The organism is Streptomyces erythrochromogenes (assembly GCF_040684695.1).
Taxonomy (GTDB): Bacteria; Actinomycetota; Actinomycetes; order Streptomycetales; family Streptomycetaceae; genus Streptomyces; species Streptomyces erythrochromogenes_C.
Genome location: NZ_JBFBGM010000008.1, coordinates 219,727 through 232,730, shown reverse-complemented (window position 1 = coordinate 232,730; position 13,004 = coordinate 219,727). Strand labels below are relative to the sequence as shown.

The following is a 13,004-nucleotide window of genomic DNA, read 5'->3' as shown; positions in this document are numbered from 1 at the left end:
CACGGGGGAGCCGGGCGGGCGCGGGCTCAGGACGGCAGGACCGTGGCTCCCGGGGCGGGGGACGAGGCCGTGTGGGTGGCGCGGCAGGTGCCCGAGGCGTCGAGGGCGGCGGCGACCTTGGCGGCGGCTTCCTCGTCCGCGACGAGGAAGGCCGTGGTGGGGCCCGAGCCGGAGACCAGGGCTGCCAGGGCGCCGGCGCCGAGGCCCGCGTCCAGCGTCTCCTGCAGCGACGGCCGCAGCGAGAGGGCGGCCGGCTGGAGGCCGTTGGCCAGGGTGGCCGCCAGGGCGTCCGGGGCGCCGGAGGCGAGGGCGGCGAGGAGGGCCGGTGAGGCCTGCGGCTCCGGGACCACCACGCCGGCGGTGAGGCGGTCGAACTCGCGGAAGACGGCCGGGGTGGACAGGCCGCCGTCGGCCACCGCGAACACCCAGTGGAAGGAGCCGGCGGGGACCGGGGTGAGGACCTCGCCGCGGCCGGTGCCGAGCGCGGCGCCGCCGACGAGGCTGAAGGGGACGTCGCTGCCGAGCTCCGCGCAGATGTCGAGCAGTTCCTCGCGCGGGGTGTCCAGGCCCCACAGGGTGTCGCAGGCGAGCAGGGCGGCCGCGCCGTCGGCGCTGCCGCCGGCCATGCCGCCCGCGACCGGGATGTGCTTGGCGATGTGCAGGTGGACCAGGGGGTCGAGGCCGTTGCGTGCGGCCAGGATCTCGGCCGCCCGCGCCGCGAGGTTGGTGCGGTCCAGCGGGACCTGGCCGGCGTCCGGGCCCTCGCAGGTCACCGTCAGCGCGTCGGCCGGGGTGGCCGTCACCTCGTCGAAGAGGGAGACGGCGAGGAAGACGTTGGCCAGGTCGTGGAAGCCGTCGGGGCGCGCCGCGCCCACCGCCAGCTGGACGTTGACCTTCGCGGGGACCCGTACGGTGACGGGCGCCGCGGGCGTGTGGCCGGGGCGGGTGCTCTCGGGGTGGGTGCTCTCGGGGCGGGTGCTCACAGGGCGGGCCTCTCCGGCGCGGGCTTGTGCTCGGCGATCGCGGCGAACTCCTCCACCGTCAGGGACTCTCCGCGGGCCTGCGGGGAGACGCCCGCGGCGACCAGCGCGGCCTCGGCGCCGGCCGCGGAGCCGGCCCAGCCGGCCAGGGCGGCGCGCAGGGTCTTGCGGCGCTGCGCGAACGCGGCGTCGACGACCGCGAAGACCTCTTCCTTCGTGGCGGTCGTCGCGATCGGCTCGGTGCGGCGCACCAGGGAGACCAGCCCGGAGTCGACGTTGGGGGCGGGCCAGAAGACCTTGCGGCCGATGGCTCCGGCCCGCTTGACGTGCGCGTACCAGTTGGCCTTGACGGAGGGCACGCCGTAGACCTTGTTGCCGGGCTCGGCGGCGAGCCGGTCGGCGACCTCGGCCTGCACCATGACGAGGGTCCGCTCGATGCTCGGGAAGCGGTCGAGCATGGTCAGCAGGACGGGCACGGCCACGTTGTACGGCAGGTTCGCGACCAGCGCGGTCGGCGCCGGGCCGGGCAGCTCGGTGACCAGCATCGCGTCGGAGTGGACCAGCGCGAAGCGGTCCTTCTTCGCGGGCATGCGGGCCTCGATGGTGGCGGGCAGGGCGGCCGCCAGGATGTCGTCGATCTCGACGGCGACGACCCGGTCCGCGGCCTCCAGCAGCGCGAGCGTCAGCGAGCCCAGGCCGGGGCCGACCTCGACGACGACGTCGTCCGGGCGGACCTCGGCGGTGCGCACGATCCGGCGCACCGTGTTGGCGTCGATGACGAAGTTCTGCCCCTTCTGCTTCGTCGGGCGTACGCCGAGGGCGGCGGCCAGTTCCCTGACGTCGGCGGGGCCGAGGAGGGCGTCGGGGGTGCTGGGCGCGGGGTTATCGGGCTGCTGCTCTGCGGTGCTCACCGGTAAAGCGTCTCAGATCGGCCGAGTGGTCCCGACGACGACGTGGGCCCGCCGCCGACAACGTGCCGGCGGCCTACGACGTGAGCCGGTGGCCTACGACGTGAGCCTGCGGCCGCAGTGGGGCCACGGGCTCGCCCCCCGCTGCACGTAGAGCTTCTTCGCCCGGTAGGTCTGTTCGGCGGCCGGGGCGTCCTGGGGCCGGCCGCTCCCGCCGAGGCCCTGCCAGGTGCGGACGTCGAACTGGTAGAGGCCGCCGTACGTCCCCGAGGCGTCGGTGGCGGAGGGCCGGCCGCCGGACTCGCACTGGGCGAGCGCCGCCCAGTTGAGGCCGTCCGTGCCGGAGACCGAGCCGGGCAGCGCTCTGGTGCCGACCCTGACGAGCTGGGTGACGGGCTCGCGCACGACCTCGTCGGCGATGGCGCGCGGCTTCTGCCGGACCCCGTTGACGGTGCGCATGCTGTACGTGACCCTGCGCGCGCCGGGCCGGCCGGCGCGCTCGACGACCTCGGTTCCGGCGAAGAGCTCGGCGTCCTTGACCTTCTCGGTCTCGAAGGGGATGCGCTCCTCGCGGACCTCGCGGGTGCCGGTGATGCGGAGCACGGTGACGGTCTGGCCGTCGCGCGGGAAGGCGCTGGGCGGCACGGAGGTGGTGTCCTGGCCCTGGAGGGTGATGCCGGCCTGGTCGAGGGCCTCCTGGACGGTGGCGGCGTTGGTGCGGATGGTGCGTTCGCGACCGTCGGCCATGAAGGTGACGCTGCGCTCGGTACGGACGCTGAGGGTCAGGCCGGAGCGCGGTACGGGCGCGGTGCGCGGGGCGGAGAGGTAGGCGCCCTCGGCGCGGATGCCGAACTGGCGCAGGGCGCCGTCGACGGTGCGGGCGGTGGTCCACACCTGGCGCTGCTGTCCGTCGAGGGTCAGGCGCAGCGGGCGGCCGTAGCGGACGACGATCTCCTCGCCGTCGTCGAGGGGCTGGCCGGGGGCGGGGGCGACGAGGTCGTGGGGGCCGACGTCGAGTCCTTCCGCGGCGAGCAGTTCCTCGATGTCGCCGGCGAAGGTGTGCAGCTCCCGCGGGACTCCGTCCACGGTGAGGCGTACCGATTTGTCAGCGGCGACGAACGCGGTCGTGCCGCCGGCGAGGAAGGCGACGACCAGGGCCTGCGGGACGATCCGCCGCCAGTTGCCGGCGGGGGCGGCCGGGGCGGCGGGGGCGGGGAGCACGGGGCCGGCGGCGCGGCGGCGGCCGTGCCCCGTCCCGGCGGGGGCGGTGGGGACCGTGACGTCCGGTCCGGCGGGACCGCGGCGGCGGCCGGTGCCGGCCGGGGGTTCCTCGACGGCGGTACGGCCGCGGGCCCGGCGGCCGGGCGCGAGCACGCCGCCGTCGGCGACGGTGGGGGTCGGGACGGGCGCGGGGGCGCGGCGGCGGCCCGTCCCCGGGGCGGGGAGCGGCTCGGAGTGTTCGCCGTCCCGGTCCGGGCGGCCGCCGGCCACGCCGACCCCGGCGTCCGCGCGGGCGGCGGGGTGCGCGGGGCGTCGGCGGCGCCCGGCCCGCCGCTCCTCGGCGCGCGGGGCGGGCAGGGGGAAGGCGGGCTCGGTGTCCCACGACGAGGGCCCGAGGTCGACGGGGCCGGGGCCGGGGCCGAGCGGGCCGGGGTCGACGGGCCCGAGGTCGACGGGGCCGGGGCCGAGCGGGCCGGGGCCGGCGGGGCCGGGGTCGGGGTCGGGGCCGGGGTCGAGCGCCACGAGGCCGGCGGGCCCGGGCCCCTGGAGCCCGGGGTCGGCCGTCCCGCCGTCGGCCGGCCCCGGGCCGACGGCGGGCCCGTCGTCCGCGGCGGGCCAGGCGTGCCAGGTCGGCCAGGCCGGGGCGTCGCCCCCGTACGCCTCCGGGACGGGAGCGCCCCGGCGGTGACTGCCCTGCGTATCGCTCACGACGCTCGCTCCACTGGTGGTCCGGCACCCACTGGTTGGGGCACGGCACCCTAGCGGAGGAGTCGTCACGGAACAAAGTCGTACGACTACCCTACGTGTCGCCTACGCGGAGGCGGTCAGTAGTCGAAGGCCCGGGCGGTGTTGGCCGCCAGGGCGGTGGCCATCGCGTCCTCGTCGATCCCGCGGACCGCGGCCATCGCGCGCACCGTCAGCGGAATGAGGTACGGCGCGTTGGGCCGCCCGCGGTACGGCGCGGGGGTCAGGTAGGGCGCGTCCGTCTCGACGAGGACCAGCTCCAGCGGGGCCACGGCCAGCGCCTCGCGCAGCGGCGCGGCGTTCTTGAAGGTGACGGTTCCGGCGAAGGACATGTAGTAGCCGGCGGCGGCGCACTCGCGGGCCATGTCGGCGTCCCCGGAGTAGCAGTGGAAGACGGTCCGCTCGGGGGCGCCCTCCTCGCGCAGCACGCGCAGCACGTCCGCGTGGGCGTCGCGGTCGTGGATGACGAGGGCCTTGCCCTGCCGCTTGGCGATCTCGATGTGGGCGCGGAAGGAACGCTCCTGCGCGGCCATGCCCTCCGGTCCGGTGCGGAAGTGGTCCAGGCCGGTCTCGCCGACCGCCTTCACGTGGGCGAGTGCGGCCAGTGCCTCGATCTCGGCGAGGGCCTCGTCGAGGGCGGCCTCGCCGCCACCGGACCGGGCGCCCTGGCGGGACCAGCCGTCCGGGTCCCCGTGGACGATGCGCGGGGCTTCGTTGGGGTGCAGGGCGACGGCCGCGTGGACGTTGTCGTACTGGGCCGCGGTCTCGGCGGCCCACCGGGAGCCCTTCACGTCGCAGCCGACCTGGACCACGGTGGTCACGCCGACCGAGGCGGCCTTGGCGAGGCCCTCCTCGACGGTCCCCGACTGCATGTCCAGGTGGGTGTGCGAGTCCGCCACCGCCACCCGGAGGGGTTCGGGCAACGGCGGCGGTGCGTCCTTGGAGGCGGTGGAAGGGCTCATGGGCCGATCCTATGACCGGCGGAAGAGCCCCTTCAGCCGGGCCAGCAGGCCCCCGCGCCTCTCGGCCCCGCCGACGGCGACGGGCCCGGGGGCGTCGTGGTGCTCGGCGGCCCTGCGGGGCTTCGGGGTGCGCGGGACGTTCGCCCCCGCCGGAACCGGTCCGGCGATCCCGGGGGCGATGCGGTGGTGGTAGAGGTGGTCGATCATCCCGAGCACGGAGGAGACCTGCCCGGCGCGCATGATCCGTACGACGTGCCCGTCGCAGTTCATGCAGGTCGGGCTGGACAGCGGGGAGGGCACCCGTTCGCCGTCGACCGTGTACATGATGAACGGCTCGCCGCGGCCGTCGACGTGGTGCTCGATCTGGTACCCCTGCTCCCAGCCGTACCCGCAGCGCATGCAGGCGAAGGAGTACGCCTCGTGCACGGTGGGCACGTCGGGGCTGGGGAAACGTGCGGGTGCCGAGGCCTGGACCGGTACCGGGGTGTCTGCGATCTCACTCATGCCAGCTCCTCTTGTTCCACTGGTGCCTCTGCCAGTGGACGCCTCCGGGGGCGGGAGCGCATCAGGCCCTGTCCAGTGTTGGACCGCCTTTGGGCCACTCATGCCCAAAGGCCGTCGCGCGCGGCCTGAGCTTTGCTTTTCCGGTCAGCTCTTTACCGGTCTATGGCGCCTTTTGTGCCGCATTCTTTGCCGCCACGACCGCGTCGAAGACCTCGCGCTTGGGTACGCCGGCCTCCGCGGCGACGGCCGCGATGGCCTCCTTGCGGCGCTCCCCCGCCTCCTCGCGCACCCGTACCCGGCGCACGAGCTCCTCGTGGTCCACGTCGCCCGGTGCGGCCGCCGGGGCGCCCTCCACCACGACGGTGATCTCCCCGCGCACCCCCTCGGCGGCCCAGGCGGCGAGCTCGCCGAGTCCGCCGCGCTTGACCTCCTCGTAGGTCTTCGTGAGCTCGCGGCAGACCGCGGCCCGCCGCTCGGCGCCGAAGACCTCGGCCATCGCCGCCAGGGTGTCGTCGAGCCGGTGCGGCGCCTCGAAGTAGACGAGCGTGCGCCGCTCGCCCTCGACCTCGCGCAGCCGGCCGAGGCGCTCGCCCGCCTTGCGCGGCAGGAAGCCCTCGAAGCAGAACCGGTCCACGGGCAGCCCGGACAGCGCGAGCGCGGTCAGGACGGCGGACGGCCCCGGAACCGCGGTGACCTTGATGTCCTTCTCCACGGCGGCGGCGACCAGCCGGTAGCCGGGGTCGGAGACGGACGGCATGCCCGCGTCGGTGACCAGCAGCACGCGCGCGCCGCCGGCCAGCGCCTCGACCAGCTCCGGGGTGCGGGCCGACTCGTTGCCCTCGAAGTACGACACGACGCGCCCGGTGGTGTGCACGCCGAGCCCCTGGGTCAGCCGGCGCAGCCGCCGGGTGTCCTCGGCGGCGACGACGTCGGCCCGCTCCAGCTCCGCGGCCAGGCGCGGCGGGGCGTCGGCGAGATCGCCGATGGGGGTGCCGGCGAGGACGAGGACGCCCTCCGTGGAGGTGGGCTCGGTCACGCGGGGCTGGTCAGTTGTCACCCGCCCATCCTCTCAGTCCCGCGGCTCGTCACCCACGCCACTGGGGTACACACAGATCTCTTCCCTACGATGTGCCGGTGACCAGTACCGCGACGCCGCCGCCCAGCCCCGCGGGGGCCCTGTCCCCGGCAACGGCGGGCGGCGCAGAAGAGCCGCCCACCTGGCTGCGCCGCCTGCGCGGCTTCGGCTACGCGCCGGCAGCCGGCGCGTCGTCGCCGCGCGTGGACGTCCGCACCCGCCTGGTGCCCCCGTACACCAAGCCGTCCCGGCAGCTGTGGATGACCTTCGGGCTGCCACCGCAGGTGTGGGGGACCTGGCAGCGCATCATGGCGTGGGCCGGACCGCTGCTGGTGGCACTGGTCGCGGGCGTGCTGCGGTTCGTGCACCTGGGCAGCCCGAAGGCGGTGATATTCGACGAGACGTACTACGCCAAGGACGCCTGGGCCACGATCAAGCAGGGCTACGAGGCGAACTGGCCCAAGGACATCGACAAGTCGATCCTCGCCAACCCCGACGGGGTCGCCCTGCCGGTGGACCCGGGCTACGTCGTGCACCCGCCCGTCGGCAAGTGGGTGATCGGGCTCGGCGAGTGGATGTTCGGCCTCACCCCGTTCGGCTGGCGGTTCATGACCGCCGTGCTCGGCACCCTGTCGGTGCTGATGCTGTGCCGGATCGGGCGGCGCCTCTTCCGTTCGACCTTCCTCGGCTGCCTGGCGGGCGCGCTGCTGGCGGTGGACGGCCTGCACCTGGTGATGAGCCGCACGGCGCTCCTCGACCTGGTGCTGATGTTCTTCGTGCTCGCCGCCTTCGGGGCGCTGCTCATCGACCGCGACCGGGCCAGAGCCAGGCTCGCGGACGCGCTGCCGGTGGACGAGGAGGGCCGGACCCGGCCCGACGCGAAGATCGCCGAGACGCTGCGGCTGGGCTGGCGCCCGTACCGGATCCTGGCCGGTGTCTGCCTGGGGCTGGCCGCCGGCACGAAGTGGAACGGCTTCGTCGTCCTGGCCTTCTTCGGCATCCTCACCGTGCTGTGGGACGCGGCCGCCCGCCGCACCGCGGGCGGGGGCACCCCGTACGCGGCGATGCTCCGCCGTGACGCGCTGCCCGCCTTCGTCTCCACCGTGCCGGTGGCGATCGTGACGTACGTGGCCTCGTGGTCGGGCTGGATCTTCAGCCCGGACAACGGCAAGGGCGGCTACCTGCGCGACTGGGCGGCCAAGAACGACCAGAACAGCGCGCTGTCGTTCCTGCCGGAGTGGGTGCGCAGCCTGTGGCACTACGAGACCGAGGTCTACAGCTTCCACGTCGGCCTGACCTCCGGGCACACGTACGAGTCCAACCCGTGGAGCTGGCTGGTGCTGGGCCGGCCCGTCTCGTACTTCTACGAGTCCCCCGAGCCGGGCACCGACGGCTGCCCGGCCACGGCGGCGGGCAAGTGCGCCCGCGAGGTCCTGGCCCTGGGCACGCCGCTGCTGTGGTGGGCGGGCTGCTTCGCGCTGCTGTACGTGCTGTGGCGGTGGTTCTTCCGCCGCGACTGGCGGGCGGGCGCGATCGCGTGCGCCCTGGCCGCGGGCCTGCTGCCCTGGTTCAACTACCAGGAGCGGACGATCTTCTACTTCTACGCGGTGGTCTTCGTCCCGTACCTGTGCCTGGCGGTGGCGATGATGATCGGCGCCCTCCTGGGCCCGGCCGGCTCCTCGGAACGCCGCAGGGCCCTGGGCGCGATCGGCGCGGGCGTCCTGGTCCTGCTGATCGTGTGGAACTTCATCTACTTCTGGCCCATCTACACGGGCCAGACCTTGCCCATGGACTCCTGGCGCGGCCGCATGTGGCTGGACACCTGGGTCTAGCAGGTAGAACGACGGGCCCGGCACCGAAAGGTGCCGGGCCCGTCGCGGTTGCCGCCGGTGGTCAAGCACTCAGGAGGCGTGAGCCACGAGGAGCACGGCCAGGGCTGCCAGGGCGAGGACGGTGCCGGGGGTCTGGGACTGGGCCCACATCAGGACGGTGCTCAGGGCTGCCAGCCACTCCAGGTCCGACTTCGAACGGGGACCTTCGGGAAACGCGAGTTCCGCCACGAGACCACTCCCTAGCATTGACCGGGGAGCCGGTCGGCTCCCACCCACAACCCTGGCCCTGACCACGGGTGTTGCCGCAACTGGCACATGTTGCCGACCAGCGGCAACACCCGAAATCAGTTCAAGGAGAGCCGACTTGGTCGACCATTCATCGCTCCGGCCGCTCGGTGAGGACGTACCGGAGGACGCCGCGCGGCTGGCGGCGGCCCTCCGGGAGCTCTTCTCGTCCCTCGGCCTCTCCGTGCGCCGGTACGCCTCGCGCACCCACCGCAACGCCGGGGCGGTCTCGCGGTACCTCAACGGCACCAGGGTCCCGCCGTGGGACTTCGTCACCGAACTGTTCATCGAGGTGGCGAAGCAGAAGAAGGCCCCGCTGCGGCAGGAGGCGATGGAGCTGATCAAGGAGTCCCACCGCAACGCCCTGAAGGTCAGCAACAAGCGGCTCCACGAGGTCCAGACGCTCCAGGACCAGCTCGAGGAGGCGGACGCGCGGGTGCAGCAGGCGGCGATCCGGGAGCAGGTCCTCATGGAGGGGCTGCAGATCAGGGAACAGCGGATCGCCGAGCTGGAGACGCGGCACGTCGAACTGTCGGCCCGGCGCGACAAGGAGATCCGCGAGGGCGCGGTCGCGGAACTCGCACTCGCGCGGGACACCGACTCCGACGAGCTGGCGCGGCTGAAGTCCGAGGTGGATCAGCTGCGCGTGGAGCTGCAACGGGCCAAGGAGTCGAGCGCCGCCGCCGAGGAGCGCTGCCGGGCCCTGGAGGAACGCCTGGCGGCGGCCGAGGAGGAGGCACAGGCGGGCCGCGAGGCCATGGATTCCGACAAGCTGGAGGAGGCGCAGCGGTCTGCCGATGAGGCGAAGGCACTCGCTGAGGACCTGAGGCAGCAGATCGCGGACCTCAAAGCCGCGGCCAAGCCCGCACCACCCCGCCCCCGCAACGCCGACGAGTACCTTCAGGCCCTGGAAGAACGGGAGAGGGAGAAGGCGCAGCAGCTCGCCGGTCGTCCGGTCGAGTTGAACGTTCGCGATTTGATCAAATTCTCGGTCAAGGACGACAGCAACCAGAGGTACGACCTGGTGGCGGCGCTCGCGAAATGGTCGGACCCGGAAACCGTCCGGGAGATCTGCCAGGAGCTGTACGGGAAGGGCTTCCCCACCGTCGCGCACACACTGGTGGCTCGCACGGGGGCAGAGATGAGTCTGGCGGATCTCCGGGTTCTCCTGCCGCTCCTGTTGGAGGACGGCGAGAAGGAGGGGCGCGAGCTGACGGATGCGGCGCTGTACCACTTCGCGTATTTTCGCGGTTCCTCCGAGGTCATCACGTTCGTGCGGCTGCTGACGGAGGCGGGCTGGACCCCGTGGGTGAACCAGATCGACACCAACTGCGCCCAGGAACGTTCGGCCGACAGGCTTGCGGAGCTGCTGCGCGACCTGGAACCCGAGGCGGCCTACGCACTGATCGAAAGAATCGTGGGCCTTCGCCGGAGCCGGGACATTCCGGGGCTTCTCCTCAGGATGGAAGCGCTCGAACTCGACGCCTATCTGGAGCGGCTCCTGTCCCGGCTTTCGGAACAACGCCCCGACGAGTACCCGACCTTGCTCAACGCCGTGGAGCTGGCAAGGGAGTAGCAGCCCGGCCGGCGGCCCTCAGGGCGTCAGCGGGAGGCTTCGCAGGCCGAGTTGGCCGCGTCCTTGCTCGCGCCGACCGCGACGAGGCTGGAGACGCAGCTGGTCTGGTTGCCGATCTGGCCCTGGTAGCACGCCTCCGCGGCGCCGTCCGTGGCCTTCGGGGCGTGCTGGGCGACGTACTGCTCGCAGGCCTTCACGTCCGCCTGGGCTGACGGGGCCAGGGTGACTGCGCCGCCGACGGCGAGGGCCAGGCCGGCGAGGATGCTGGGGATACGAGCCGACGGACGCATGCTGATGCACCTGCTCTCTCGGTCGGTCACGCGATCCGCGGATGCGCCGGACCACGGGCGGGGGCGGCGGCGCGGAGCGGGGACTCCGGGGCGGGCGACCGGCTCGACGCATCGGTCGCCCTCGCCCTTCCGACGCTAGAACACCACCCCGGTGCCTGCACTTCGGCCGGTCGGCTCCGGTCAGGACGGCTCGTCGTCCCAGGCGGGGGCCGTGGTCGTGCCGGTGAGCCAGTCCCGGCGCAGGATCGCGTAGCCGACGGCGTCGTGGACCGCGCTGCCGTCGGCGGCGGGCCATCCGTCGCGGTAGTGGGCCTCCTTCACGTAGCCGCACCGCCCGAAGGTGCGGCGCATGGCCGCGTTGTCCTGGCGCGTGGTGCCCTCGATCCGCCGGATCCCCGGGAACTCCGCGAACAGGTACGCCGTCAGCCAGGCCAGGGCGCGGCCTCCGATGCCCCGGCCCCGGTAACGGGTGCGAATCCGCAGGTCGAAGACGGGCGTGCCGTCGCCGAGGTCCATGAGGCGGACGAGCCCGACGGCGTCGTCGTCGTCCGCGATCCAGAAGGTCCTGGTGTCGGCGCCGTCGAAGCGGCCGTCCGCCACCCAGCGCCGGGCCTGGTCGGCCCCGACCACGGCCGCGCCGTGGAACGGCCAGGTGTCCGTGGTGAGGAAGGCGACGAGGGCGTCGGCCTCGGAGGCCGCGGAAGGGTCGAACCGCCGGTACGTGAGCTCCACGGGCGCACCCTAGGGCCGGATCCCGCCGCCCCCAAGCGGATTACGGCCGGGGCGGCCGGTGGGCGGCCCTCCGGATGTTCCGGTCCGGTAACAACTGCACACCGGACGACTCCGCAGAGTAAGGTCGGAGCCAAGGGCTCTTTGAACGCGTTCAGAGAGTCGTGACCACGGGGGAGGACGAAAAAGTGAACGGGGCAGCCAAAGGCGCCGTCATCGGCGGTGTGTTCCTGGCGATGGTCGGCGGGGCCGGGTACGGGGTGTACACCCTGGTCGGGGACAGCGGCGGAGGATCCGACGCGGACACCGCCGTCCAGTCCGGCAAGGGCAGCGAGCCGGTCGGCGAGAAGGAGGCCACCAAGACGGCGAAGGCCTTCCTGGCGGCCTGGGCGGCCGGGGACGAGCGGGGAGCGGCCGACCTGACCAACAACGCCGCCGCCGCGCAGAGCGCGGTCGGGGAGTACAGGACCAAGGCGTACGTATCCAAGGCCGTGATCACTCCCGGCGAGGCGAACGGCGACACCGTGCCCTTCAAGGTCGAGGCGGAGATCACCTACGAGGGCACGACCAAGCCGCTCGCCTACGACTCCCAGCTGACCGTCGTACGCGGGCTGACCAGCGGAAAGCCGCTGGTCGACTGGCAGCCCTCGGTGATCCACCCGCAGCTGCAGAAGGACGAGCAGCTGCGCGCCGGCGCCCCCGCGAGCCCGCCCGTCAAGGCCGTGGACCGCAACGGCGAGGAGCTGACCGCGGAGAAGTTCCCCTCGCTGCGCCAGGTCCTCGACGAACTACGCCAGAGCTACGGCGGCAAGGCGGGCGGCAGGCCCGGGGCCGAGCTGTGGATCGAGCCGGCCGCGAAGGAGGCGCCCAGGCGGACGCTGCTGACCCTGGTCGAGGGCGAGCCGAGCACCCTCAAGACCTACCTGGACGCGAAGGTGCAGGCGGCGGCCGAGCAGGCGGTCGTGAAGTTCCCCGAGGCCTCGGTGGTGGCGGTCAAGCCGAGCAACGGGCACATCCTGGCCGTCGCGAACCACCGCAAGGACGGCTTCAACGCGGCGATGCAGGGCAACCGGGCGCCCGGTTCCACGATGAAGATCGTGACGGGGGCGATGCTGCTGGACCGCGGCCTGGTCGCCGCCGACAAGCCGGCGGAGTGTCCGAAGGAGGTGTCCTGGGGCGGGCGCGCCTTCCACAACCTGAAGAACTTCGACCTGCCGGCCGGCACGAACTTCTCGACCTCCTTCGCCCGGTCCTGCAACACGGCCTTCATCAAGCAGATCAAGCCCGTCGACGACGACGCCGCGCTGCCCAAGGAGGCCACGGAGGTCTTCGGCATCGGCCTGGACTGGAAGACGGGCGTCAAGTCCACCGACGGCAAGGTCCCGCCGGCGACGGGCGCGTCGGCGGCCGCCGCGTACATCGGGCAGGGCCAGATCACGATGAACCCGCTGAACGTCGCGTCCATCACCGCGACCGCCCGCACCGGCGTGTTCCGCCAGCCGCTGCTGGTCCCGGCGGAGCTGGACGGCCGGACGGTGGCCACGGCCCAGCGCCGGATGAAGTCCTCCGTGCAGCAGCAGCTCGTCTCGATGATGAAGCTGACGGCGACCAGTGGGACCGCGCGCGAGGCGATGGCCCCGGTGCGCGGCTCGGACAAGGGCGCGAAGACCGGCTCGGCGGAGGTCGGGGGCGCCGGGGACAGCCCGGACAGCTGGTTCACCGGCTTCAGCGGTGACCTGGCCGCGGCCGCGATGGTCGAGGGCGGCGGCCACGGCGGCGAGGCCGCCGGCCCGATCGTCGCCCAGGTACTGAACGCGGGCTGATGCCCTGGCTGATGCCGGGCTGACGCCGGGGCTGACGCCGCCGGGACCCGCCCGCAGCCCCCGCGCCCGGCAGGG

12 protein-coding genes are annotated in these 13,004 nt (G+C 73.6%); 3 read left to right on the top strand and 9 right to left on the bottom strand.

Annotated features, from left to right (window positions below; genetic code table 11):
- Positions 1-26: 26 nt before the first annotated feature.
- The 6 genes from AB0O53_RS15635 to rsmI form a co-directional block, all read right to left on the bottom strand.
- On the bottom strand, positions 27-983 hold the full coding sequence (locus AB0O53_RS15635) for a 4-(cytidine 5'-diphospho)-2-C-methyl-D-erythritol kinase (protein ID WP_365196009.1): 957 nt from the start codon (positions 981-983) through the stop codon (positions 27-29).
- A complete protein-coding gene (gene rsmA, locus AB0O53_RS15630) occupies positions 980-1,891 on the bottom strand; it encodes a 16S rRNA (adenine(1518)-N(6)/adenine(1519)-N(6))-dimethyltransferase RsmA (protein ID WP_350994286.1) in 912 nt (303 codons plus the stop codon). The genes AB0O53_RS15635 and rsmA overlap by 4 nt, the downstream gene beginning before the upstream one ends.
- 93 nt (positions 1,892-1,984) lie before the next feature.
- The gene (locus AB0O53_RS15625; RefSeq protein WP_350994638.1) at positions 1,985-3,262 is read right to left on the bottom strand and encodes a resuscitation-promoting factor; all 1,278 of its coding nucleotides are present in this window, start codon (positions 3,260-3,262) and stop codon (positions 1,985-1,987) included.
- 671 nt (positions 3,263-3,933) lie between these two features.
- Positions 3,934-4,815 (bottom strand): TatD family hydrolase, encoded by an 882-nt coding sequence (locus AB0O53_RS15620; RefSeq protein ID WP_350994288.1) that lies wholly within the window; start codon positions 4,813-4,815, stop codon positions 3,934-3,936.
- 9 nt (positions 4,816-4,824) lie between these two features.
- Positions 4,825-5,319 (bottom strand): hypothetical protein, encoded by a 495-nt coding sequence (locus tag AB0O53_RS15615; RefSeq protein WP_403138434.1) that lies wholly within the window; start codon positions 5,317-5,319, stop codon positions 4,825-4,827.
- Positions 5,320-5,479: 160 nt separating this feature from the next.
- A complete protein-coding gene (gene rsmI, locus AB0O53_RS15610) occupies positions 5,480-6,376 on the bottom strand; it encodes a 16S rRNA (cytidine(1402)-2'-O)-methyltransferase (protein WP_350994290.1) in 897 nt (298 codons plus the stop codon).
- 77 nt (positions 6,377-6,453) lie between these two features.
- On the opposite strand from rsmI, the gene AB0O53_RS15605 reads away from it, so the two are divergent.
- Complete coding sequence (locus tag AB0O53_RS15605; RefSeq protein ID WP_403138437.1) at positions 6,454-8,226, top strand: dolichyl-phosphate-mannose--protein mannosyltransferase; 1,773 nt, start codon at positions 6,454-6,456, stop codon at positions 8,224-8,226.
- A gap of 69 nt (positions 8,227-8,295) precedes the next feature.
- Here the strand turns inward: AB0O53_RS15605 and AB0O53_RS15600 are convergent, their stop codons facing one another.
- Complete coding sequence (locus AB0O53_RS15600) at positions 8,296-8,454, bottom strand: hypothetical protein (protein WP_350994292.1); 159 nt, start codon at positions 8,452-8,454, stop codon at positions 8,296-8,298.
- 136 nt (positions 8,455-8,590) lie between these two features.
- On the opposite strand from AB0O53_RS15600, the gene AB0O53_RS15595 reads away from it, so the two are divergent.
- Positions 8,591-10,087: a helix-turn-helix domain-containing protein gene (locus AB0O53_RS15595; protein WP_350994294.1), complete on the top strand. Its 1,497-nt coding sequence runs from the start codon at positions 8,591-8,593 to the stop codon at positions 10,085-10,087.
- Between the two features lie 26 nt (positions 10,088-10,113).
- On the opposite strand, the gene AB0O53_RS15590 is transcribed toward AB0O53_RS15595, so the two are convergent.
- A complete protein-coding gene (locus tag AB0O53_RS15590; RefSeq protein WP_350994296.1) occupies positions 10,114-10,377 on the bottom strand; it encodes a hypothetical protein in 264 nt (87 codons plus the stop codon).
- A 180-nt stretch (positions 10,378-10,557) separates the two neighbouring features.
- The gene (locus AB0O53_RS15585; RefSeq protein WP_365196000.1) at positions 10,558-11,109 is read right to left on the bottom strand and encodes a GNAT family N-acetyltransferase; all 552 of its coding nucleotides are present in this window, start codon (positions 11,107-11,109) and stop codon (positions 10,558-10,560) included.
- A 185-nt stretch (positions 11,110-11,294) separates the two neighbouring features.
- On the opposite strand from AB0O53_RS15585, the gene AB0O53_RS15580 reads away from it, so the two are divergent.
- Entirely contained in the window at positions 11,295-12,929 is a 1,635-nt protein-coding gene (locus AB0O53_RS15580) for a penicillin-binding transpeptidase domain-containing protein (protein WP_365195998.1), read from the top strand.
- Positions 12,930-13,004 lie beyond the last annotated feature (75 nt).

What these genes read in the sequence shown, in the direction of transcription:
- AB0O53_RS15620 (WP_350994288.1), bottom strand. Translation starts at nt 4,815, where the DNA reads ATGAGCCCTTCCACCGCCTCCAAGGACGCACCGCCGCCGTTGCCCGAA.
- AB0O53_RS15615 (WP_403138434.1), bottom strand. Translation starts at nt 5,319, where the DNA reads ATGAGTGAGATCGCAGACACCCCGGTACCGGTCCAGGCCTCGGCACCC.
- AB0O53_RS15590 (WP_350994296.1), bottom strand. Translation starts at nt 10,377, where the DNA reads ATGCGTCCGTCGGCTCGTATCCCCAGCATCCTCGCCGGCCTGGCCCTC.